Origin of the sequence: Streptomyces rhizosphaerihabitans (assembly GCF_025399795.1) — a bacterium.
GTDB classification, from domain to species: Bacteria; Actinomycetota; Actinomycetes; order Streptomycetales; family Streptomycetaceae; genus Streptomyces; species Streptomyces rhizosphaerihabitans.
In genome coordinates, this window is record NZ_JAODTZ010000012.1 from 186355 (window position 1) to 210149 (window position 23795).

18 protein-coding genes and 1 pseudogene are annotated in these 23795 nt (G+C 71.5%); 15 read left to right on the forward strand and 4 right to left on the reverse strand.

Annotation, left to right across the window (positions count from 1 at the left end):
- Positions 1 to 128: 128 nt before the first annotated feature.
- Entirely contained in the window at positions 129 to 941 is an 813-nt protein-coding gene (locus N4G66_RS15130; protein ID WP_261704599.1) for a hypothetical protein, read from the reverse strand.
- 103 nt (positions 942 to 1044) lie between these two features.
- Between N4G66_RS15130 and ggt the strand changes: the two are divergent.
- Positions 1045 to 2862: pseudogene (gene ggt, locus N4G66_RS15135) on the forward strand (gamma-glutamyltransferase).
- Between the two features lie 58 nt (positions 2863 to 2920).
- On the opposite strand, the gene map reads toward ggt, so the two are convergent.
- Positions 2921 to 3688, reverse strand: coding sequence for a type I methionyl aminopeptidase (gene map / locus N4G66_RS15140; protein ID WP_261704600.1), 768 nt, complete (start codon positions 3686 to 3688; stop codon positions 2921 to 2923).
- A gap of 32 nt (positions 3689 to 3720) precedes the next feature.
- Between map and N4G66_RS15145 the strand changes: the two genes are divergently transcribed.
- The 10 genes from N4G66_RS15145 (at position 3721) to N4G66_RS15190 (ending at position 16953) form a co-directional block, all read left to right on the forward strand.
- Positions 3721 to 3975 carry a helix-turn-helix domain-containing protein gene (locus tag N4G66_RS15145; protein WP_261704601.1) on the forward strand — a complete coding sequence of 85 codons (255 nt, stop codon included), beginning with the start codon at positions 3721 to 3723 and terminating at the stop codon, positions 3973 to 3975.
- A gap of 241 nt (positions 3976 to 4216) precedes the next feature.
- On the forward strand, positions 4217 to 5152 hold the full coding sequence (locus N4G66_RS15150) for an HAD family hydrolase (protein WP_261704602.1): 936 nt from the start codon (positions 4217 to 4219) through the stop codon (positions 5150 to 5152).
- Between the two features lie 506 nt (positions 5153 to 5658).
- Positions 5659 to 7512: a hypothetical protein gene (locus N4G66_RS15155; protein WP_261704603.1), complete on the forward strand. Its 1854-nt coding sequence runs from the start codon at positions 5659 to 5661 to the stop codon at positions 7510 to 7512.
- 280 nt (positions 7513 to 7792) lie between these two features.
- The gene (locus tag N4G66_RS15160; protein ID WP_261704604.1) at positions 7793 to 8635 is read left to right on the forward strand and encodes a nitrilase-related carbon-nitrogen hydrolase; all 843 of its coding nucleotides are present in this window, start codon (positions 7793 to 7795) and stop codon (positions 8633 to 8635) included.
- Entirely contained in the window at positions 8632 to 9915 is a 1284-nt protein-coding gene (locus N4G66_RS15165; protein WP_261704605.1) for an aspartate aminotransferase family protein, read from the forward strand. Before N4G66_RS15160 ends, N4G66_RS15165 begins: the two co-directional genes overlap by 4 nt.
- A gap of 154 nt (positions 9916 to 10069) precedes the next feature.
- Positions 10070 to 11626: a PucR family transcriptional regulator gene (locus tag N4G66_RS15170; RefSeq protein WP_261704606.1), complete on the forward strand. Its 1557-nt coding sequence runs from the start codon at positions 10070 to 10072 to the stop codon at positions 11624 to 11626.
- 193 nt (positions 11627 to 11819) lie between these two features.
- A complete protein-coding gene (locus N4G66_RS15175) occupies positions 11820 to 12662 on the forward strand; it encodes a nitrilase-related carbon-nitrogen hydrolase (RefSeq protein ID WP_261704607.1) in 843 nt (280 codons plus the stop codon).
- A 196-nt stretch (positions 12663 to 12858) separates the two neighbouring features.
- Complete coding sequence (gene hydA / locus N4G66_RS15180; RefSeq protein WP_261704608.1) at positions 12859 to 14259, forward strand: dihydropyrimidinase; 1401 nt, start codon at positions 12859 to 12861, stop codon at positions 14257 to 14259.
- A gap of 19 nt (positions 14260 to 14278) precedes the next feature.
- On the forward strand, positions 14279 to 15301 hold the full coding sequence (locus tag N4G66_RS15185) for a TIGR03842 family LLM class F420-dependent oxidoreductase (protein WP_261704609.1): 1023 nt from the start codon (positions 14279 to 14281) through the stop codon (positions 15299 to 15301).
- 125 nt (positions 15302 to 15426) lie between these two features.
- Entirely contained in the window at positions 15427 to 16953 is a 1527-nt protein-coding gene (locus N4G66_RS15190; protein WP_261704610.1) for an NCS1 family nucleobase:cation symporter-1, read from the forward strand.
- Between the two features lie 40 nt (positions 16954 to 16993).
- Here N4G66_RS15190 and N4G66_RS15195 read toward each other — a convergent pair whose 3' ends face one another.
- Together N4G66_RS15195 and N4G66_RS15200 are read right to left on the reverse strand one after the other, a co-directional pair.
- A complete protein-coding gene (locus N4G66_RS15195; protein WP_261704611.1) occupies positions 16994 to 17662 on the reverse strand; it encodes a hypothetical protein in 669 nt (222 codons plus the stop codon).
- 229 nt (positions 17663 to 17891) lie between these two features.
- Positions 17892 to 18887 carry a carboxymuconolactone decarboxylase family protein gene (locus N4G66_RS15200; protein WP_261704628.1) on the reverse strand — a complete coding sequence of 332 codons (996 nt, stop codon included), beginning with the start codon at positions 18885 to 18887 and terminating at the stop codon, positions 17892 to 17894.
- Positions 18888 to 19113: 226 nt separating this feature from the next.
- Here N4G66_RS15200 and N4G66_RS15205 point away from each other — a divergent pair, with 226 nt between their 5' ends.
- The 4 genes from N4G66_RS15205 (at position 19114) to N4G66_RS15220 (ending at position 23732) form a co-directional block, all read left to right on the forward strand.
- The gene (locus N4G66_RS15205) at positions 19114 to 20226 is read left to right on the forward strand and encodes a sensor histidine kinase (protein WP_261704612.1); all 1113 of its coding nucleotides are present in this window, start codon (positions 19114 to 19116) and stop codon (positions 20224 to 20226) included.
- Positions 20223 to 20927, forward strand: coding sequence for a response regulator (locus N4G66_RS15210; protein ID WP_261704613.1), 705 nt, complete (start codon positions 20223 to 20225; stop codon positions 20925 to 20927). The genes N4G66_RS15205 and N4G66_RS15210 overlap by 4 nt, the downstream gene beginning before the upstream one ends.
- 35 nt (positions 20928 to 20962) lie before the next feature.
- Entirely contained in the window at positions 20963 to 21748 is a 786-nt protein-coding gene (locus N4G66_RS15215; protein WP_261704614.1) for a DUF4232 domain-containing protein, read from the forward strand.
- A gap of 163 nt (positions 21749 to 21911) precedes the next feature.
- Positions 21912 to 23732 (forward strand): gamma-glutamyltransferase family protein, encoded by a 1821-nt coding sequence (locus tag N4G66_RS15220; protein ID WP_261704615.1) that lies wholly within the window; start codon positions 21912 to 21914, stop codon positions 23730 to 23732.
- The last annotated feature ends 63 nt before the right edge of the window (positions 23733 to 23795 follow it).

A 23795-nucleotide genomic window follows, 5' to 3' on the forward strand; every position in this document is an offset into this window, starting at 1 on the left:
TAACGATTGTTGAAGTGTTCATTTCATTACCAGGAGCCTCGCCGGTATCTGCTCGCACGGACGGCCGGAAAGCGTCGGTGCCAGGGTGGCCGGAGGTCGGGCGTGCCGGTCGTCAGGCGCGCCAGGCCTCATGTACGCCGACGCGGCCGGGGCGTGGCCGGCTTCGCCGCCGACTCCTCGTCCGGCTTGGGGTCCGATGCCGGGTCCAGTGCCGGTGGCGTCGGCAGCGGGGTCTGGGCGGCGCGGGTGACGTCCGCGACGACCTCGACGACGTCGGGGCCGTACGCCTGGGAGTTCACGACCTTCAGGAGCAGGACGAAGCTGCTGCCGCCGTGCTTGCGGGCGAGACGCGTGTGGTTGCGGGCGAGATAGCGGGTCGCCGCCTGGTTGGTGATCGCGCGCTGGCCGCAGAAGAGGAAGACCGGTCTCACGTCACGGCTCTGGCCGGCGGTGAGCCGGGCGAGGATCACGTACTCGGCCTTGCCCGACTCCAGGCGGTAGCGCTCGCTGCCGATCTGGAAGGCGCCCCGGTCGGGCCCCGGTTCGGAGTCGACGTTGACATGTATGCCGGGCAGCAGGGAGTGCAGATGCGCGGCCATGCGCCGGTTCGACGCCGGCCCGCCCACACAGAACTCCGTCCGCTCGCCGAAACCCTGCTGGGTCGCGTCGTGCGCGATGACCTGGGCGTGCGCGCCGCAGTCCTTGATCAGTGCGGACAGTTCGAGGAGTGCGAACACGTCGTGGCGCATCACCGTGAGCTCGGGGCCGCCCGCCTCGCGGTTCACCACCAGCAGCGACTCGGAGTTGTCGGGCAGCCCGAAGAACGCCTGCTTGCGGCGGAGCTTGCGCCTCCACAGATAGGTGCGGGCGAGCCAGCCGAGCGCGGCACTGATGCCGGCCGCCAGGACGCCGAGGACGATGTTGCGCACGTCGTCAGTCATGTGCGCGCATGCTAGCGGGCCCACGGAACGGTGTTCGAGGGGGCCTGACGCGGGCATGGCGGTGCAGTTACGCTGCGCAGACGGCTGTTGACTGGAGGTACGGATGCGACGCCCTCTTGCGCGGAATCTGACGGTCTTGGCGGTTTCGGCCGCGACGGTGCTGGTCGGTGCGGCGGCGCCACCCGGGGCGCCGGCCGCGGGCACGCTCGCGAGAACGCCCGTCGCGAAGGTGCCCGTCGCGGTCGGCTACGGAGGCGCCGTCGCGAGCGTCGACGCGGACGCCTCCGCCGCCGGCATCGAGGTGCTGAGGAAGGGCGGCAACGCCGTCGACGCGGCCGTCGCCACGGCGGCGGCCCTCGGCGTCACCGAGCCCTACTCGTCCGGCATCGGCGGGGGCGGTTACTTCGTCTACTACGACGCCAAGTCCCGAACGGTGCATACGGTCGACGGACGCGAGACGGCACCCCTGACCGCCGACTCCGGGCTGTTCCTGGAGAACGGCAAGCCGCTCGCCTTCGCGGACGCCGTCACCAGCGGGCTGAGCGTGGGCACACCGGGCACGCCCGCCACCTGACAGACCGCGCTGGACGCGTGGGGCAGCAGACGCCTGGGCGCCGTCCTGAAGCCTGCCGAGCGCATCGCACGCGCCGGATTCACGGTCGACGCGACCTTCCGTTCGCAGACCGAGTTGAACCAGGACCGCTTCAAGAACTTCCCCGACACCGCGAAGCTCTTTCTGCCCGGCGGCTCGCTGCCGGTCGTCGGATCGACCTTCAAGAACCCCGATCTGGCCCGCACGTACGAGGAGTTGGGCAGGAAGGGAACGGGCGCGGTCTACGCCGGTGACCTCGGCCGGGAGATCGTCGACACCGTCGACAAGCCGCCCGTGGACCCGGCGTCCGGCTACAACGCCCGGCCAGGCAAGCTGTCCCTGAAGGACCTCGCGGCGTACGAGGCGAAGCGCCAGGCGCCCACCAGGACCTCGTACCGCGGACTGAACGTCTACTCGATCGCGCCCTCCTCCTCCGGCGGCACGACCGTCGGCGAGGCGCTCAACATCCTTGAGAAGACGGACCTTTCGAAGGCGAGCGAGGCGCAGTACCTGCACCACTACATCGAGGCGAGCCGGATCGCGTTCGCGGACCGGGGCCGCTGGGTGGGCGACCCGGCCTTCGAGGACGTACCCACCAAGGGCCTTCTCTCGCAGAAGTACGCGGACGGGCGGGCCTGCCTCATCAAGGACGACGCGGTGCTGACGAGCCCGCTCGCACCCGGCGACCCGAGCGGTCCCGCCGCCTGCACCACCGCCGGGACGGCCGCCCCGACGACGTACGAGGGCGAGAACACGACCCATCTGACGGTGGCCGACAAGTGGGGCAACGTCGTCGCCTACACACTGACCATCGAGCAGACCGGCGGCAGCGGCATCACCGTCCCGGGACGCGGCTTCCTCCTCAACAACGAGCTGACGGACTTCTCCCTCGCGCCGGCCAACCCGGCCGTGCACGACCCCAATCTGCCGGGTCCCGGCAAGCGCCCGCGCTCGTCGATCTCGCCGACCATCGTGCTCGACCGGTACGGCAAGCCCGTCGTGGCGCTCGGTTCGCCGGGCGGCGCGAGCATCATCACGACCGTTCTGCAGACACTGACCGAGTTCGTCGACCGGGGTCTCCCGCTGGTCGACGCGATCGCCACGCCACGCGCCAGCCAGCGCAACGCCGCCCAGACCGAGCTCGAACCCGGCCTGTACGACAGCCCGTTGAGGGCGCAGCTCGAAGCCATCGGCCACTCCTTCAAGGTGAACCCGGAGATCGGCGCGGCAACGGGCGTCCAGCGCCTCGCGAACGGCAAGTGGCTGGCCGCGGCGGAGACGGTCCGGCGGGGCGGAGGATCGGCCATGGTCGTGCGGCCCGCTCCGTAGCGCTCGTGCCGCGGGGCCGGAACGCCCTTCCGCCTCGCGGCGGTCGACGCCCGGGCGGTCAGCGCGCCGTCAGGATGCGCGGGCCGGAGTCCGTGATGGCCACCGTGTGTTCCGCGTGGGCTGCTCGGGAGCCGTCGTCGGTGCGCAGCGTCCAGCCGTCGGGGGCCGCGTGATAACCGTCCGTGCCGCCGCCGATGAGCATGGGCTCGATGGCGAGGACCATCCCGTGCCGCAGGGGCAGGCCGCGGCCGGGGCGGCCCTCGTTCGGGACGGGCGGGTCCTCGTGCATCCGGCGGCCCACGCCGTGCCCGCCGAAACCGTCCGGAATTCCGTACCCCGCCCCGCGGCACACCGTGCCGACGGCGTGCGCTATGTCCCCGATGCGGTTGCCGACGACGGCCGCCTCGATACCCGCGGCCAGGGCCCGCTCGGCGGTCTCCACGAGCCGCACGTCGGCGGCGCGCGGCCTGCCGACGATGAAGCTGATCGCCGAGTCGCCCACCCAGCCGCCCAGTTCGGCGCCGAAGTCGATGGAGACCAGGTCGCCGTCGCGCAGCCGGTGCTTCGTCGGGATGCCGTGCACGATCGCCTCGTTCACGGAGGCGCAGATGACCGCGGGGAAGGGCGTGGGCGCGAAGGAGGGGCGATAGCCGAGGAAAGGCGACTTCGCGCCCGCGTCGCGCAGGACCTGGTGCGCCACCTCGTCCAGCTCCAGCAGGGAGACACCCACACCGGCCGCCTCCCGCACCGCCGTGAGTGCCTTGCCAACGACCTGGCCGGCCGCGTACATCTCGTCGATCGACGTGTCCGTCTTCAGTTCCACCATGCCAATTATTATACCGGTATTAGAATGGGGTCATGGTGCGAACCCCCCTGACCCCCGAAGAGCGCGAACGCGGCGAGCGGCTCGGCCGGTTGCTGCGCGAAGCCCGTGGAGGCCGCAGCATGGCGGACATCGCGGGGGTGGCCGGGATTTCCGCGGAGACACTGCGCAAGATCGAGACCGGGCGGGCGCCCACGCCGGCCTTCTTCACGGTCGCCGCGCTGGCGCGGGTCCTCGGAATCTCGATGGACGACCTCGTCGTGCGGTGCGCGTTGGTACCGGCGGCCTGACCGCCCGATGTTGGTCCCGGTCGGCCACCCCTGCCGGTGGGCGGTGCTCGGTGGGCGGTCGTGCCTGGTCGGAGGCCCATTCGGTCGGTTTCGGTGGAGGAGTGGGTGCGGTCGCGCGCCCCGGTCTCGCGTGCCGACGGTCGTGCGTGATCGAGAGCGTGATCAAGAGCATGATCAAGAGATTGTTGAATTCATGGAATATCCCCTTGTCGTCTACGCGCGTAGTCATTAGCCTCCGGCCATGTCGAACACCAACGCCCGCTCCGGCGTGGCGACTTCGCAGGAGCCGCCTCCCGGCGAGGCGCGGCTTTCCACCCGTACGGAACCCACGGCCGGACGCGGACGTCGCGCCCGCACTGTCGTGCGGCTCGTCTGCACCGACCTCGACGGCACCCTGCTCGACTCGGCCGGCGCCATCCGCGAGCGCACCCTGAGCACGCTCGCGGAGGCGGGGCGGGCCGGTGTCGCGGTGGTGGGGGTGACGGGACGGCCCGTCCGGGACACCCTGGACCTGGCCCGGCGCTACGGGCTCACGGGGCCCGTGGTGTGCAGCAACGGCGCGGTGACCGTGGACGTCGCGTCCGGGCGGTTGCTGGACTGCCGGGGGTTCGGCCCCGGCGACGCGGCGGGAATCCTGCGCGCGGTACGGGACGCGGTGCCCGGAGCCGCGGTGGGCGTCGACTCCGTGTCCGGACTCCGGCTGGAGGCGGCCTTCGTGCGGCTGGTGCCGAACCCCTGGTGTCACGTGACGCTGGAGGGCGGGTCCGCGCCGGTGGACGGGGACCCGGTGGTCAAGATCCTCGTCGCCCACCCGATGCTGCTCGTGGATGAACTGGCCGCCGTGCTCGGCGCGGTCGTCGGTGACCGCGTGGTGATCACGAGGTCCACCGGCGACTTCCTCGAACTGTCCGCCCCCGGCGTCGACAAGGGGGAGGCGCTGCGGTCGCTCGCCGAGCGGCGCGGACTCCCGCTGGAACACACCGCCGCCGTCGGTGACATGCCCAACGACATCCCCATGCTGCGCGCGGCCGGCCTCGCCGCCGCCGTCGCCAACGCCCACGAGGACGCCCTGCGGGCAGCCGACATCGTGCTGCCCAGCAACGACGACGAAGGCGTCGCCGCCCTCATCCGGCTGGTCCTGCCCCGCGCGGGCGCGGGGGAGGCGTGCCGCGTCTGAGGCCGCCGCAACGTCCACCGCTCCGGCGGGAGTTCGGGCGGGTCCGGCACGGGGGAGGGCCCCTGCCCGCCGTGCGTCGGGCCGCTCCCGCGTGTACGAGGGCCCGGCCCGAACTCCCGCCGGTACGGCGGACGTACGAGGGCTTCGGACGAACTCCCTCCGGTGCGGCACCCTTCACTGCTGCCGGTCTGCCGGTCTGCCGGTCTGCCGGTCTGCCGGTCTGCCGGGCGTCGGCGTCCGGGCGTGCCGGGTGCCGGTCCGTACGCGCCCGGCACTGCGGGCGTGTGCGGAGTGCGCGGTAGGTGCCTGGTGGCTCGGCTGGGACAGGCGGACGGGGGAGGGGTGCAGGGTCCCCTCCCGCACTCGGCGCGCCCGTACGGGAACACGTCGATGTGTCCGTCGTCGAGAGCTCCGCGTCCGTGCCGAAAACTCCCCGTAGTCGATCCGTAACACGGCTGGTGTTTTCTATCGGGTCGGAGTACTCACGTCGGGCGGGGAGTTGGGTGATGGCTGTAGAACAACTCCCGGGACAGGTACTGGAGTTCGCGCGGTACCTGAACGGGCTGGTGGACCGACTCGACCGCGGCGGCGGCTGGTGCGGAGTCTTCTGGCAACGCGACCCAGACGGTATGCGGGCGTGCCTGGAAGGCTGGGAGGTGCCGCCCTGGGACGTCGTGGAGGCACTCCTCCAGGACGTCCTCGCGGAGTACGGGGAGCGTGCCGCCGCTCAGGAGACCCGACGGGCCCGCGTCCTGCACGGCGCCTCGCTGGCCGCGTACGACGCCCGTCCGGGTGGCCGGGACGCCCTCGGCGACCGCCTCGACGTCATGCTCCGCGAACAGCGCTACGCCGCCGAACGCCAGGCCGAACTGAACAGGCTGCTCCCCTCGGCCGCCTCCCGGGAAGAGGCCGAGGCGATCCGCCTGGACCTCGCCTGGGCCCAGGACGATCACGAACGCGCCACCGCGCGCTGCACCGAGCTGCGTCACCGCATGGACGACGTCGACCGGCGCGCCCTGCGCACCCGCGCGCAGGGCGCGCTGAGCTTTCCGGCCCCCGCCACCGGGGACGCCGTATGGCCGCGTCAGCCGGAGAACTGGGCGGAACCCTCCGAAGGAGACCCGCCCGAAGGAGGCCTGTACGAAGGACGCCCGTCCGAAGGGGATCCGTCCGAATGGGACCAGTCCTCAGGGGGCCCGACCGAAACGGGAGGCGCCCGGCGCGGCCCGGAGGCGGGAACTCCCGGCGTGCGCTCCGGCGCGGACGCGTACGCCACGCACGCCGGGCGCGAGGGACCGTACGCCGGGCGTGAAGGTGGCGGCCCCGGGCGCGAAGTCGGGGGCGCGCCGGGCGTCTTAAGGCGGCAAGGGCGGGCGTACGACCCGACCACGCGCCCTGAAGACGCCTATGCGCCTGCCGGACACGCCGACGGCTCCCGGCCCGCCCCTGAGCGTCCCGCGCCTCCCCCGGAGCACCCCGCGCCTCCCGCCCCGGAGCAACGCTCCAAGCTCCGCCCCCGGGGCAGCGCCCGCTTCGCCGGCATGACGGCGCCGGAGTCGGCGCCCATGGCCGTACCGGAGACGGCGCCGGTGCCGCCCGCACCGCCCGCACCGCCCGCGCACGGCAGGCGTGCGCCGCGCCCCAGGGGCAGCGCCCGCTTCGCCGGTATGACGGCGCCCGACCCGGCGCCAGCGGCCGCCCCACAGACGGCGCCGGTGTCGCCCGCCCCGCCCTCGCAGGGCGGGCGTACGCCCCGCGGCGCACGCTTCGCGGGGGCCGCCGAGGAACCCGCGCCCCCGCGGACGACGACGGAGACGGAGTCGCCGGACGAGGGCGCGCGACAGCTCACCGCGGAGATCGTCGGGGCCCTCACGCGGCTGCGGAGCGAGGGCCGCAGCGGCGAGGCGCACGCCCTGCTCGTGGAAGCGGCGTACTGGCCACCCGCACGCTTCCCCCTGCTCGCCGCCGAACTCCACCGCGCCGGCCTCGACGCGGACTGGGCCACCCTGCTGTGGGAGGCGGCCTCGCTGCCCGCCGACCGGCTGGTCGCCGCGGCCGACGCGCTCACCGCCAGCGGCCGCACCGCCGACGGCCGGCAGATGCTGCGCCAGGGCGTCACCCGGCCCGCACCCGAGATCGGGGCCGCCGTACTCGGGCTCGCCGACGAGGGCCGCGGACGCGAGATCGGCGCCCTCCTGGACGCCTACGTCCGCGTACGCACCCCGGAGGAGGCCGCCCGCAGCGCCGAGACGGACCCGCAGCGCCTCGTGCCGCTCCTCCTGAAGGCGGCCGGGAGCGTGTCCGACGAATGTCAATGGGACCTGGTCCATGCCCTGCGCGTCGCAGGCTTCACGGCGTGACCGCCCGCCCGGCAGGACGGCCACGCCGTCCGGCCGCCCCCGCCCCGCCCGCGGACGGCGGGGCGCGCGCGGGCGCGGGCGACCGTCCGGTCCTCCGATCGGCCGCACCGTCCGGCCCCATCGGCCACGTCACTCACCCGTGGGGGTCAGAAACGTGATCGACTCAGCGGGTTAACGACGATGGTCTTGGCAAGGCTGTCCGGGGGGCTTACTTTCGAGCCTCTACAGCCTTTGTCTACGGGCGTAGAGGCTCTCTGACGTCCCGTCGAAGGAGCAGCTCATGGCCAACGTCGTACGTGCCGCCCTGGTCCAGGCCACCTGGACCGGTGACACCGCATCCATGGTCGCCAAGCACGAGGAACACGCCCGCGAGGCAGCCCGGCAGGGTGCCAAGGTCATCGGATTCCAGGAAGTCTTCAACGCCCCCTACTTCTGCCAGGTCCAGGAGCCGGAGCACTACAGCTGGGCGGAACCGGTCCCCGACGGGCCCACCGTCACCCGTATGAAGGAGCTCGCGCGCGAGACCGGCATGGTGATCGTCGTCCCCGTGTTCGAGGTCGAGCAGTCCGGCTTCTACTACAACACCGCGGCCGTGATCGACGCCGACGGCACCTATCTCGGCAAGTACCGCAAGCACCACATCCCGCAGGTGAAGGGCTTCTGGGAGAAGTACTACTTCAAGCCCGGCAACCTCGGCTGGCCCGTCTTCGACACGGCCGTCGGCCGGATCGGCGTCTACATCTGCTACGACCGGCACTTCCCCGAAGGCTGGCGGCAGCTCGGCCTGAACGGTGCCCAGCTCGTGTACAACCCCTCCGCCACCTCCCGCGGCCTCTCCGCCCACCTCTGGCAGCTGGAACAGCCCGCTGCGGCCGTCGCCAACGAGTACTTCATCGCCGCGATCAACCGGGTCGGTCAGGAGGAGTACGGCGACAACGACTTCTACGGAACCTCGTACTTCGTCGACCCGCGCGGACAGTTCGTCGGCGAGACGGCGAGCGACAAGGCCGAGGAACTCATCGTCCGGGACCTGGACTTCGGCCTCATCGAGGAAGTACGCCAGCAGTGGGCGTTCTACCGCGACCGGCGCCCCGACGCCTACGAAGGGCTGGTGCAGCCATGACCGACCTGTACACCCGCCACCAGGCCGTCCTGCCCGACTGGCTCGCCCTCTACTACGAGGACCCGATCGAGATCACCCACGGTGAGGGCCGCCACGTCTGGGACGCCAAGGGCAACAAGTACCTCGACTTCTTCGGCGGCATCCTCACCACGATGACCGCCCACGCCCTGCCCGAGGTGACGAAGGCGGTCAGCGAGCAGGCCGGCCGGATCATCCACTCCTCGACGCTCTACCTCAACCGGCCGATGGTCGAACTCGCCGAGCGCATCGCCCAGTTGTCCGGCATCCCCGACGCCCGCGTCTTCTTCACCACCTCCGGCACGGAGGCCAACGACACCGCCCTGCTGCTCGCCACCGCCCTCCGGCGGAGCAACCAGATCCTGGCCATGCGCAACAGCTACCACGGCCGCTCGTTCAGCGCGGTCGGGATCACCGGCAACAAGGGCTGGTCACCCACCTCCCTGTCACCGCTCCAGACGCTGTACGTGCACGGCGGCGTCCGGACGCGTGGCCCGTACGCCGGCCTCGGCGACGCGGAGTTCATCGCCGCCTGTGTCGAGGACCTCAAGGACCTGCTCGGCCATGTGCGCCCGCCGGCAGCGCTGATCGCCGAACCCGTCCAGGGCGTCGGCGGCTTCACCGCACCGCCCGACGGCCTGTACGCGGCCTTCCGCGAAGTCCTCCAGGAGCACGGCATCCTCTGGATCTCCGACGAGGTGCAGACAGGCTGGGGCCGCACCGGCGAGCACTTCTGGGGCTGGCAGGCCCACGCCGCCGCCGGACCGCCCGACATGCTCACCTTCGCCAAGGGCATCGGCAACGGCACGTCCATCGGCGGTGTCGTCGCCCGCGCCGAGATCATGAACAGCCTCGACTCCAACTCCATCTCGACCTTCGGCGGTTCACCGGTCACGATGGCGGCGGGACTGGCGAACCTCACCTACCTCCTCGAACACGACCTCCAGGGCAACGCCCGGCGCGTCGGCGGCCTGCTCATCGAACGGCTCCGCGCGATCGCCGCGCAGTTCGACGGAGTGCGCGAGGTGCGCGGGCGCGGACTGATGATCGGCGTCGAACTGGTCGAGCCCGGCACCGACCGGGCGAACCCCCAAGGAGCCGCGGCCGTACTCGAAGCGGCCCGCGAGGAAGGCCTGTTGATCGGCAAGGGCGGCGCTCACGACACCAGCGTGCTGCGCATCGCACCGCCGCTCTCGCTCACCGTCGCGGAGGCGGAGGAGGGCGCGGCGATCCTGGAACGCGCTCTGAGGCGGGCCCAGTAACAGATCGTGAGCAAGGGCGAGTGAGCCGAAGGGGCGGGCGGTGACGAGAGCCCCGGCGCGCGAAGACCCGAAGGACCGGGTACGCGTCGGGTCCTCGACACCGGCCGCAGCGCTCCGGAGGCGAACCGAGCCACAGAAAAAGGGGAACGCCGCCATGACCACCACCTTGGAACCCGCTCTGTCGGTACGTCAGGTCCTCGCCCTGGACCGGGTGCTCGCCGGAGAACCCGAGGTGGTGGCCGGCGCCGGCCACCTCGACCGGTCCGTCCGCTGGGTGCACGTCGCCGAGGCCGCCGACGTGGGCGTCATGCTCAGCGGCGGCGAAATGGTCCTCACCACAGGGGTGTTGCTCGCGGGCGACCCGGACGCCCAGGCCGAGTACATCCGCTCGCTGCACCGCGCCGAGGCCGCGGCCGTCGTCCTCGGACTCGGCCGGGCCTTCCCCGCACCCCCGGACGTGATGCGCCGGGCCGCCGAACGCTGCGGACTGCCGATGGTCGTCCTTCACCGGCCCTTCCCCTTCGCCGAGTTGACGGAGGAGGTCCAGTCCCGGCTGGTGCGGAGCAAGTTCGCCGCCGTGAGCCTCTCCGAGGCCGTACGCACCGCGCTCACCGGACTCATCACCACCGGTGCCCCGCTCCAGCGCATGCTCGACGAGATCGCCGTGCACGCCGCCTGCCCCGTCGTCGTCACCAACCTCGCCCACCGGGTCCTCGCCACCGCCGGCGAACGCTCCGCCGTCGACGACGTCCTGCGCGACTGGGACCGCATCGCCCGGCAGGCGGGCGGCACCGAGGGCGACGGATGGATCCGCGCCGAACTGGGCGGACGCGGAGAGAGATGGGGCCGCATCGTGCTGTGCGGCCACCGGGGCGACACGGCGACCGGACGGCTGCTCGCCGACCGCGCCGCCGAAGCCCTGGTCCTGCACCGCATGCTCGGCGGGTCCGCCCACACCTGGGAGGAGGAGTCCGCGCAGGGCCTGCTGACCGACCTGGTGAGCGGTGTCGTACCGGCCCGTCAGCTCCTGCCGCGAGCGCGGGCCGCCGGACTGCCCGTCAACCGCCGCACCTTCGTCCCCCTGGTGGTGTGCAACGGCGACCCCGCCCAACTCGACCGTGTACTAAGGCTGCTGGGGCTGCCGGGGCTTGTCGCCGAGCTCTCCGACGGAGCCACCGCCCTGCTGCTCAGCCTCGCCCGGGACCAGGACGCGGACGCCCTGGCCGCGCACTTCGCCCTGCGGCTGCGGCACGAGACCGGCGTCCCCACCACCGTGGCCGCCGCCGGACCCCGTACCGCCTGGGACGACGTCCCCGCCGGACTGCGCGAAGCCCTGCACGTCGCCGAGGCCGCCGCCGACACACCCGTCGACCAGGACCGGCCCGCGCTGGTGCGGCTGCGTGACGTCCACCTGCGCGGCCTTGTCCGGCTGCTCCGGGACGACCCGCACGTCCAGTCCTTCGCGGAACGGGAACTCGACGGGCTGCTCTGCGGGGCACAGGCGGACCCGCGGCTGCTGCCCGTCCTGCGGACCTATCTCGCCACCGGCCGCAACAAGTCCCGCACCGCACAGCTCCATCACGTCAGCCGGCCCGCGCTCTACCGCCGTCTGGAGGTCATACAGGCGCGCCTCGGCGTCGACCTCGACGACTTCGAACAGGCCGCCTCCGTCCATATCGCCCTGCTCGCGCACGACGCACAACAACGGTGAAGACCCGATGGGCAGCAACGGTGAAGACCTCATGGGCAACAGCGGTGAAACACACGACGACTCAGGTGAAACACGGGACCACGCGGAGGTGACACCGTGGAACGGCACAGCACTTCAGACGTGACACGGTGCAACTCAAAGCGGCCGTCCGGGCTTTCTAGGCTCCTCGCACACCGAGCGACCGGAGGTCCCGATGAGCAGAGTGATCCGCGCCGCCGTCTTCCAGACCGCATGGACCGGCGACAAGGAATCGATGATCCAGGTCCACGAGCAGGCGGCCCGCGACGCGGCCGCGCAGGGCGCCCAGGTCCTGTGCTTCCAAGAGCTGTTCTACGGACCGTACTTCTGCCAGGTCCAGGACAAGGAGTTCTACGCGTACGCCGAGCAGATCCCCGAAGGTCCGATCGTGCGGCGCTTCCAGGCGCTGGCGAAGGAACTGGGCCTCGTCCTCGTACTGCCGATGTACGAGGAGGAACAGCCCGGCGTCCTGTACAACACCGCGGCCGTGATCGACGCCGACGGCTCCTACCTGGGCAAGTACCGCAAGACCCACATTCCCCAAGTCCCCGGATTCTGGGAGAAGTTCTACTTCCGTCCCGGGAACTCCGGCTGGTCGGTCTTCGACACGGCCGTCGGCCGGATCGGCGTCTACATCTGCTACGACCGGCACTTCCCGGAAGGCTGGCGGGCGCTCGGCCTCGCGGGTGCCGAGATCGTCTTCAACCCGTCGGCCACCTCACGCGGTCTGTCCGGCTACCTCTGGCAGCTGGAGCAGCCGGCCGCGGCCGTCGCCAACGAGTACTTCGTGGGCGCGATCAACCGTGTGGGCGTCGAGGAGTACGGCGACAACGACTTCTACGGGACCTCGTACTTCGTGGACCCCGAAGCGCAGTTCGTCGGCGAGGTGGCGAGCGACAAGGAGACCGAACTCGTCGTCCGCGACCTGGACATGGCCAAACTCCGCGAGGTCCGCGACCGGTGGCAGTTCTACCGCGACCGCGCTCCGGGTGCCTACGGGCCGCTGACCGCGCCCTAGGGCCTCCCCGTGCCGCGGGCCCGGACCGGCTCCGGGCGCCGGACGGCGGCGCCCGGAGCAACCCGCGGCACGGCGGTCCGCACGGTCCCGCTCGCGGACCGCCTCACGAGCCTTCTCGCCAGGAAACAGTGCCGACCCCAGTCCCTGACAGCCTCTCAACCCCCTCAGCGCACGCACGACCGGAAGGAGAGGGAGCATGAGCCGTACCGTCATCCGGGGTGGTCTCGTCATCACCGCGTCCGACGAGATCCACGCCGACGTCCTGATCGAGGACGGCCGGATCGCCGCCCTCGCCGCGAGCGGCACGCCCGCGGCCGAGTCGTGGACGGCCGAGCGCGCCATAGACGCCACCGGCAAGTACGTGATCCCGGGCGGCGTCGACGCCCACACCCACATGGAACTGCCCTTCGGCGGCACCTTCGCCTCCGACACCTTCGAGACCGGCACCCGGGCCGCCGCCTGGGGCGGCACCACCACCATCATCGACTTCGCGGTCCAGAGCGTCGGCCGCTCCCTGCGCGAGGGACTCGACGCGTGGAACGCCAAGGCCGACGGCAAGTGCGCCATCGACTACGGCTTCCACATGATCGTCTCCGACGTGAACCAGGAGACGCTCAAGGAGATGGACCTGCTGGTCGAGGAGGGCGTCACCTCCTTCAAGCAGTTCATGGCCTACCCGGGCGTCTTCTACAGCGACGACGGCCAGATCCTGCGCGCCATGCAGCGCTCCGCCGAGAACGGCGGGCTCATCATGATGCACGCCGAGAACGGCATCGCGATCGACGTGCTCGTCGAACAGGCGCTGGCCCGCGGCGAGACCGACCCGCGCTACCACGGGGAGGTGCGCAAGGCGCTCCTGGAGGCCGAGGCCACCCACCGCGCCATCAAGCTCGCCCAGGTCGCCGGCGCCCCGCTCTACGTCGTGCACGTCTCCGCCACCGAAGCGGTCGCCGAGATCGCCCGCGCGCGCGACGAGGGTCTGAACGTCTTCGGCGAGACCTGCCCCCAGTACCTGTTCCTGTCGACCGACAACCTCGCGGAACCGGACTTCGAGGGCGCGAAGTACGTGTGCAGTACGCCGCTTCGGCCCAAGGAGCACCAGACGGCCCTCTGGCGCGGTCTGCGCACCAACGACCTCCAGGTCGTCTCCACGGACCACTGCCCGTTCTGCTTCACCGGCCAGAAGGAGCTCGGCCGCGGCGACTTCTCGAAGATCCCCAACGGCCTTCCCGGCGTCGAGAACCGCATGGACCTGCTCCACCAGGCCGTCGTCGACGGACACATCTCCCGGCGCCGCTGGATCGAGATCGCCTGTGCCACCCCGGCACGGATGTTCGGCCTGTACCCGAAGAAGGGCACCATCGCGCCCGGTGCCGACGCCGACGTCGTCATCTACGACCCGCACGCCGAGCAGATCATGTCGGTCGAGACCCACCACATGAACGTCGACTACTCGGCGTACGAGGGCAAGCGCGTCACCGGACGGGTCGACACCGTGCTCTCGCGTGGCGAACCGGTCATCACCGAGCGGGAGTTCACCGGACGCGCGGGCCACGGTGTCTACACCCCCCGTTCCACCTGTCAGTACCTTCTCTGAGCGACCAGGAGTGGCGCCAATGGACTTCGGACTCGTCCTGCAGACAGACCCCCCGGCCTCCCGCGTCATCGAGCTGATGAAGCGGGCCGAGGCCAACGGCTTCACGTACGGCTGGACCTTCGACTCGGCCGTGCTCTGGCAGGAACCCTTCGTGATCTACAGCCAGATTCTCGCCAACACCGAGAAGCTGACGGTCGGCCCGATGGTCACCAACCCGGGCACCCGGACCTGGGAGGTCACCGCCTCCACCTTCGCGACGCTCAACGACATGTACGGCAACCGCACGGTGTGCGGGATCGGGCGAGGCGACTCGGCGATGCGCGTCGCAGGACGCAAGCCCAACACGCTCGCCCGCATAAGCGGTGCGATGAAGGTCATCCGCGCCCTCGGCCGGGGCGACGAGGCCGACCTCGGCGGCACGGTCATCAAGTTCCCCTGGGTCAAGCCGGGTGCCGAACTGCCCGTCTGGATGGCCGCGTACGGTCCGAAGGCCCTCAAGATGACCGGCGAGGAGGCCGACGGCTTCATCCTCCAGCTCGCCGACCTCTACCTCACCGAGTACATGGTCAAGGCCGTCAAGGACGCGGCGGCAGGGGCCGGGCGCGATCCCGCCGAGGTGAAGATCTGCGTGGCCGCGCCCGCGTACATCACCGAGGACGACTCGCCCGAGGCGCTCGCCCACGCCCGCGAGCAGTGCCGCTGGTTCGGCGGCATGGTCGGCAACCACGTCGCCGACCTGGTCTCCAAGTACGGCGAGCACTCGGCCGCCGTACCCGACGAACTCACCGAGTACATCAAGGCCCGTGAGGGGTACGACTACTCCCACCACGGACGGGCCGACAACCCCGACACGGCGTTCGTGCCCGACGAGATCGTCGACCGGTTCTGTCTGATCGGCACGCCCGAGCGGCACATCGAGAAGCTGAACGCGCTGCGTGAGCTGGGCGTCGACCAGTTCGCGGTCTACGACATGCACGACGCCCAGGAGGCCACCATCGACGCGTACGGAACGCGGGTCATCCCCGGCATCAACGGGCAGTAACCGAAGGCCCGTTCCTCGTTCTCCCCTTCCCGCCGTCCCGGGAAGGGGATCAGGGCGCTCCCCGCGCACCCCCCAGTCCGTCCCCGCACGGCCTTTCCCGTCACTCCTCATTGATTGGCCTGCTCATGACAGAAACCGTCCCCCCGGACAGCCCGCCCGCCGGACAAGTCACGCTCCCCGACGGCCGGGTGGAGATCGCGCCCGACGCTCCCGCCCCGACCGGCCCCTACGCCAACGAAGACCTGCTGCCGGTTCCGGTCGAGAAGCGGACCTGGACCACGTACAACTTCTCGGCCCTGTGGGTCGGCATGGCCCACAACACCGCTTCCTGGACGCTGGCTTCGGGCCTGATAGCCGTCGGCATGGACTGGAAGCAGGCCGTCCTCACCATCGCCCTCGCCAACCTGATCGTGCTCGTCCCGATGCTGCTCACCGGGCATGCGGGACCGAAGTACGGCATCCCCTTCCCGGTCTTCGCCCGTGCCTCCTTCGGCGTCCGCGGGGCCAACCTCCCCGCTGTCGTGCGGGCGTTGGTGGCATGCGGCTGGTTCGGCATCCAGACCTGGATCGGCGGCGAGGCGATCTACTTCCTCGCCGGGAAGCTCTTCGGCGACAGCTGGGCGAACGCCTCGCACATCGGCGGCTACGCGTGGACGATGTGGCTGTCCTTCGCGATCTTCTGGGTACTCCAGGTCGCGATCATCTACCGGGGCATGGAGACCATCCGCCGGTTCGAGAACTGGGCCGCGCCCTTCGTGCTCGTCGGCGCCGGCGTGATGCTGTGGTGGATGAGCAGCAAGGCCGGTGGCTTCGGGCCGCTGCTCGACCAGCCGTCGAAGCTCGGCTGGGGCGGTGACTTCTGGAAGCTGTTCTGGCCCTCGCTGATGGGCATGATCGGCTTCTGGTCCACCCTGTCGCTGAACATCCCGGACTTCACCCGGTACGGCAAGAGCCAGAAGGCGCAGACCTGGGGGCAGGCGCTCGGGCTTCCCACCACCATGACGCTCTTCGCCTTCCTGTCCGTCATGGTGACCTCGGGCTCGCAGGCCGTGTACGGCAAGGCCGTCTGGGACCCGGTCCAACTGGCGGCCAAGACGGACAACGTCGTCGGCATCATCTTCGCGCTGGTCACCGTGCTGGTCGCGACGCTGTCCGTGAACATCGCGGCCAACCTGGTCTCGCCGGCCTTCGACTTCTCCAACATCGCACCCCGGAAGATCAACTTCCGTACCGGCGCGCTCGCCACCTGTGTCCTCGGCGTGCTGATCTTCCCGTGGAAGCTGTACTCCGACCCGCAGGGCTACATCTTCACCTGGCTCGGTCTCGTCGGCGGTCTGCTCGGGACGGTTGCCGGCATCCTCATCGCCGACTACTGGATCCTGCGCCGCACCAAGCTCGACCTCGCCGACCTGTATCGGGTGGGCGGCCGCTACTGGTACGACGGCGGCTGGAACTGGCGGGCCGTGGTCGCCTTCGTCACCGGCGGCGTCCTGGCCGTCGGCGGCGCGGACTTCCACCCGCTGATCGACGGACGGCCCGTCCCGGCGCTGGAATCGCTCGCCGACTACGGATGGGCGGTCGGCCTCGGCACGTCGATGGCGCTGTACGTGGTCCTGATGCTGCTGCGCGGAAAGGGCAGAACCACGGTCTGACCGCGGCGACCGGAGGACGGCCAGTTCTTCTGGCCGTCCTTCAGCTCTTCTGGCCGGCCTTCAGCGCCGCCGTCGCGTCCTTGGCCGCCTTGATGGCACCCTTGTTGATCTCGTCGGTGCCGGGCGCCTTCTTGGTCTCGAAGTCACTGCCGTTGTAGGTGACGACCACGAGAGCGTTGGACGCCTGGACGATCACCACGCCCTCGCGGGTCTGCTGCTTGTCCTCGGTACTGAGGTTGACCACGGAGTAGGCGGAGTCGCCGACACCCGGCACCGCCCCGCCGCCGCGCTTGTCGGCGACGCGGTCCTTGTAGGCCTTCTGTGCCGCGGCGTCCGAGTCCTTGATCTCGTACGAGACGTCGAGCCAGCGGTAGTCGAAGCCCTTCAGCGCGTTCCACGAGCAGGTGCGGCGCAGCGCCTTGTCGGTCGACGCGATTTCCTGGCCGGCTGTCTTGGCGCCGGGGACCAGAGACTTGATCGTCGAGACCTGGATGCCGCCACAGGGCGCGGGCGACGCGGCGAACGTCTTGACGGCAGCCGACGCCGAAGGAGCCGACGATGAGCCGTTTTTCTGCTTCTGTGACGATTTGTCCTCGGCGTTGGGGGTCGCTGCGGACGGGCCCGCGGCCAGAGCCCAGCCCGCGGAGGCGAGCAAAGCGACCGGCAGCAGGCGCGCGGCGAGCGCGAGCGGCAGAGGAAGAGAACCCAAAGCGCACTTCTCGTGGGGGATGGTGCGGAGATGGTCCGCACTGCGGACGGGACGCCAGTGTCACACGAGACGCTGTGGTGCGGAAGGGTCAACCGACCTTGTGCCCGTGTAGTGACAGTGACTCACCTTGGCGTTGATTGACTGACCCTGTGGCAAGATGCCTGTTTTGTTCGCCCCGATGATCGCTATCCGCTCTGCATTCCGTCATTCCGTCGCATCGCGGTCACGGCTACCGCTTCGGGGTGTGGACCGGGAGGCCCCGCTCGACCCGGTCGACGGCCGCGAACGCGCCGTAGGCCACGAGGCGCACCAAGTGGCGGTCGGAATAGTCGGGTTTGCGCCATGCTGTCACGTCCTCGTCCGTGATGCGGTACGGGGCGAGAGCGGCCAGCAGCGCCAGCCGCGCGCCCGGACGTGAACGGTCCGGGAGACCCTCCCACGCGAGTGACGGGTGCGCGCCGTCCCATCCCCGGAGCGTTTCCCGTACGAGAGCACGGTCCGCCTCGTCGAGCAGTCCTCCGCCCGCGGTGGCGGCGTCGCGCAGTGCGGCGTAAGCGGGGCCGACGGAGGTGTCCCGTGCCCAGTCGGGACCCGGACCCGGGGCGTCGAGCAGCGTGAGACCCGCGCCCGGGGCGGGCCGGCGGCGCACGGTCCCGGCCAGCGATCGCCCACCCAGACTCCGTACCGCGCGGAACCGTTGCGCGTTGCCCGGCAGGAGGTTCTCCGTCAGCAGCGCCGACGCGATCCGGTTGATGAAGTGGAAGGTGAGCATGGTGCCGATGTACGCCGGAGCGTGCGCGGCGGGGAACGGATACGGCGCCAACTCCGGTGCTCCGGGCGTCCGGCTCGCCCGGCCCCAGGCCAGCACGCGTGCCTGCCGCTCGTCCGAGGGTGTCTCCCCGCGCGCGATCGCCTCGGCGAGGGAATGGTCCCCGGTGGCGTGCAGCAGCATCGTGTGCGCGTCCACGCAGAAGGGGCACCGGTTGGCCAACGACACTCCGAGCGCGGCGAGTTCCTTCCCGGTCCGGTCGCCTGCACCCGCGATCAGCGACTCCCGCGTCAACGCCCATGTGGCGGTGAGCAGTTCGGGCGCGGAGGAGAGGACGACGAAGGTGGCCGGACGCTCCATGCCGAAGTCCGACGCCAGCTGGGTGTAGGCGTCGGCGGTCGCGCCGGTGGCGGACTTCCGTGGGGGCGGGGTGGTGTACCGGAAGGGGGTGGAGATGGACATGGCCATGGGTGCCTCCTGAGTGGACCGGGTGGTTGCCGGACGGCCGGCGACCACGGTCAACGATGGCCCGGAGGAGGCGTCGCGGGCGTCGTACGGCCGAGGGTGATCCGGGCTACCGTCGTCGGCCCGGCGCCCGGCGCCGGCTACTCCCACGGGAGTAGCCGGACATCCGTCCGCAGGGCTGACGCGGTGGTCGGCACGCCCGCATAGAGTGCCGGACATGCAGCTCGACCCAGTCGTCCGCGGGCGTCTGACCGACGTGGCCCTCGCGGTCGTGGTCGGCGGCCTCGTGGTGACCGCGGCCGCGTTCGGCGGCGGCGCCACCGCCCTCGACTACACCCTGATCGCCCTCGGTTCGCTGACGCTGGCTGCCCACCGCGCAGCCCCGCGCGCCGTACTGGCGATCACCACCGCCACCACCACGGGCTACGTCGTGCACGCCCATCCCGGCACCCTGTCCGCCCTTCCTGTCCTGAGCGCGGTGCACACGGCCGCCAGAGCCGGCCACCGGGGCGTCGCGGCGCTCGCGAGCGCCGTGTTCCTGGCCGGATTCGTGGCGACGGGCCCGGGGACGAGGGAAGCGGTGGAGCGGACGCTGCTGCTCGCCGGCTGGTTCCTGTGCGCCCTGGTCACAGGCCTCGCCGACCGCAACTGGCGGGCCTACCTGCGTCAGACCGAACAGCGCGCCCTGGAGGCCGAACGGACCCGCGAGGAAGTGGCGTTGCGCCGCGCCGGCGAGGAACGCCTGCGCATCGCACGTGAGTTGCACGACTCGCTCACGCACAGCATCTCGATCGTCAAGCTCCAGGCGGGAGTCGCCGTCCATCTGGCGCGCAAGCGCGGCGAGGAGGTGCCGCCCGCACTGCTCGCCATCCAGCAGGCCGGCGGTGAGGCGATGCGTGAACTGCGCGCCACGCTTGAGGTGTTGCGCACCGACGAGCCGACCGGCACGCCGGCGCTGCTGGTCGAGAGGGCCCGAGCAGCCGGGCTCGCCGTCGATCTGCGGGTGACCGGAGAGGAACGCCCGCTCGCGGCGACCGTGGACCGTGCCGCGTACCGCATCGTCCAGGAGGCCCTGACGAACGCCGCCCGGCACGCGGGCCCCGCCAAGGTGACGGTCGAACTTGCATATCAATCCGACGAGTTGACGATCGGCGTGTACGACGACGGCATGGCTCGGCTGTCCCGGCCGCCCACCCCGGGCATCGGCCTCATCGGCATGCGTGAACGCGTCACCGCCCTCGGCGGCACCCTGCGGGCCGCCCCGCGCGCGGAGGGCGGCTTCTCGGTCCGGGCCGAACTGCCCCTGTACGCGCCGGGAGAGGCGCGATGAGCGACCCGGACGCGCCGACTGCGGCGGCCCGCCTGATCAGGGTCGCCCTGGTCGACGACCAGGCCCTCATGCGCGCCGGTTTCCGCGCTCTGCTGGACGCGGAGGAGGGCATCGAGGTGGTCGGCGAGGCGGCCGACGGGGCACAGGGGCTCGCCCTGGTCCGCGCCGAACTGCCGGATGTCGCCCTGGTCGACGTGCAGATGCCCGTGATGACGGGCATCGAGGCGACCCGTCGTATCGCCGCCGACCCGGAGCTCGCCGATGTGCGCGTCGTCATCCTCACCAACTACGGCCTGGACGAGTACGTCTTCGAGGCGCTGCGGGCCGGGGCGAGCGGGTTTCTGCTCAAGGACACCGAGCCCGCCGATCTGCTCCAGGCCATCGAAGTCGTCGCCCACGGCGAGGCGCTGCTGTCGCCTTCGGTGACCCGAACCCTCATCGGGGAGTTCGTGGCCCGGCCTCCCGACCGGGCCACGGCGCCGGGCCTCGAAGGCCTCACCCGCCGTGAACGCGAGGTCACCGCGCTCGCCGCGCGTGGCCTGAGCAACGAGGAGATCGCCGCGCACATGGTCATCAGCCCCCTGACGGCCAAGACCCACATCAGCCGCGCGATGACGAAGCTGGCCGCTCGCGACCGGGCCCAACTCGTCGTCTTCGCCTACGAGTCGGGCCTGGTGACGGCACGAGGGCGGGAGCGGTGATGCCCTCCGCCGGGCTTCCGTGCCATGATCGGCCCGTGATCGCGACAAGCCCGAAACGGGCCGGCGCGGCAGCCGCCGCCGAGCTTCCGAGGCGGTCCGGCGCCCCCGCCGTCGCCGTACCTCCGCGCGGTGGCCGTACGCGCCCGGCCGTCGGTCTCCGTGCGAAGTGGATCCGCCCGGTCGTCCTCGCCTGCCTGATCTCCACGGCCACCGGCGGCTGCGGGCTGTCCGCCGAGATCGACCGTGAGCGCGACCCTGGACAGACATCCGCCCCGGACCCGGTACCGAGCGTCGTCGGGACCGACGCCTCCCACGCCCCGCACGCGGCCGGGACCTCCACCGGCGATCCTCTCGTCATCGTGGTGCCCGGGTCGTCGAAAGCCCCGCCGCTGCAACAGGACCGCGGCTGTCCGCCGTCCGGCCTGCGACTCGACACCGGACTCGTCGACGCGGCCATGGGCCTGCGTGCCGTGACACTGACCCTCACCGACTGCGGCAAGCGGCCGTACAAGGTGAACGGCTACCCGGCCATCGCCCAGGTCCTCGACGAGGAGGGCGCCCCGATCACCGGGGTGCACAGCGTGCTGGGGACGGACAAGGTGCCCATGGCGCCCGCCGACCCCGGTCCGGAGCCCTTCACGCTGAACCCGGGCGACAGCGCACACGCGGCCCTCTACTGGCGGATGGCTGCCCAGCACGGCGTGTATCTGCGCGTCGCACCGCAGAAGGGGCAGGACGCCGTCACCCTGCGGCTGCCGGACTACCTCGACATCGGTCCGGAGAACACGCTGGGGACCACGGCCTGGACGCCCGCGTCCTGAACGCCGGTCGGTCGGCCGGTCCGCTCCGAGACCCGCACGGCGGCTCGGTCCCACCCCTCCATCTGGCTCTCCCCGGACCGCACGCCCGCCCTGCCGCCCTGGCCCGGGTGAATGTCATAGTCGGGACCGAGGTTGATCGCTCCATATCCGTGAGGTGGCAGGCATGTTCACGACCCGACCCACCCTCCAGGGCACCTTCGGCATGGTGTCCTCCACGCACTGGCTCGCCTCGCAGTCCGCGATGGCCGTCCTGGAGGACGGCGGCAACGCCTACGACGCCGCCGTCGCGGCCGGATTCGTCCTGCACGTCGTCGAACCCCACCTCAACGGACCCGCGGGCGAGGTCCCGATCATCCTCGCCCCCGCGGACGGTGCCGTGCGGGTGCTGTGCGGACAGGGCGTCGCACCCGCCGGAGCGACGATCGCCCACTACAGGGGACTCGGTCTCGATCTCGTACCCGGCACGGGCCCGCTCGCCGCCGCCGTGCCGGGCGCGTTCGACGCCTGGATGATGCTGCTGCGCGACCACGGCACCAAGCCGCTCGCGGACGTCCTGAAGTACGCCATCGGATACGCCGAGGACGGGCACGCGCCCGTGGAGCGCGTCGGCGAGACGGTGGACGCCGTACGGGCGCTGTTCGAGACGGAGTGGACCTCGTCGGCCCAGGTGTATCTGCCGGACGGCAGGTCGCCGCGTCCCGGCGAGCTGTTCCGCAATCCGGCTCTCGCCGCGACCTGGCGACGGCTGCTCGACGAGGTCTCCGGTGCCGGGGACCGGGTCGCCGAGATCGACGCGGCACGGGAGGTGTGGCGCTCCGGCTTCATCGCCGAGGCCCTGGTCCGGCAGGCCCGGCGGCCCACCATGGACACCAGCGGGGAGCGTCACACCGGCACCCTGACGGCCGCCGACCTGGCCGGCTGGTCCGCGACCTACGAGGCCCCCGCGACGTACGACTGGCGGGGCTGGACCCTGTGCAAGGCGGGCCCCTGGAGCCAGGGCCCGGTCCTGCTCCAGCAACTGGCGCTGCTCCCGCCCGAACTGCCCCGCTACGGTTCCGCCGAGTACGTCCACCTGCTCGTCGAGGGCTGCAAGCTCGCCATGGCCGACCGGGAGGCCTGGTACGGCGACGCGGCCGAGGTGCCACTCGACGAACTGCTCTCGGAGCCCTACAACGCCGCCCGGCGGGCGTTCGTCGGGGACAAGGCGTCGTACGAGCTGCGTCCCGGCAGTCCGGGCGGCCGTGATCCACGGCTGAGCGGGCACGCGCGTGCGGTGGCCACCGGGGAGCCCGGCTTCGACGCCCTCGCGGCGCCGGGCGCCGGTGAGCCCACCATGGCCCGCGCGGCGGCGGAACCCGAGGTGGCATCCGACGGCGGCACCCGGGGCGACACCTGCCACCTGGACGTCGTCGACCGCTGGGGCAACATGGTCGCCGCCACCCCCAGCGGCGGCTGGCTCCAGTCCAACCCGGTCGTCCCCGAACTGGGCTTCCCGCTCGGCACCCGGCTCCAGATGGCCTGGCTGGAGGAGGGACTGCCCAACTCCCTGACCCCGGGCCGCCGCCCGCGCACCACGCTGACACCCTCCCTGGCGCTGCGCGACGGTGTGCCGGTCATGGCGTTCGGCACCCCCGGCGGCGACCAGCAGGACCAGTGGCAGACGCACTTCTTCCTGTCCGTGGCGCTGCGCCCGCAGGTGCGCGGCGGACTCGACCTCCAGGGCGCGATCGACGCCCCGAACTGGCACAACGACAGCTTCCCCAGCTCCTTCCACCCGCGCGGCATGCGTCCCGGCAGCCTCACCGTCGAGTCCCGCACGGACGAGATGGTCGTCGAGGAGCTGCGCCGCCGGGGCCACGACGTCACGGTCGCCGAGTCCTGGTCCGAGGGACGGCTGTGCGCGGTGGCCCGGAATCCCGCGACGGGTGTCCTGTCGGCGGGGGCCAATCCGCGCGGGATGCAGGGGTACGCGGTCGGACGGTGAGGCGGCCCGGCACCGGGCGCCCGCGCCGGCCCGCCCGGCCTGCTCCCTGCGGCTTGGCCGTCT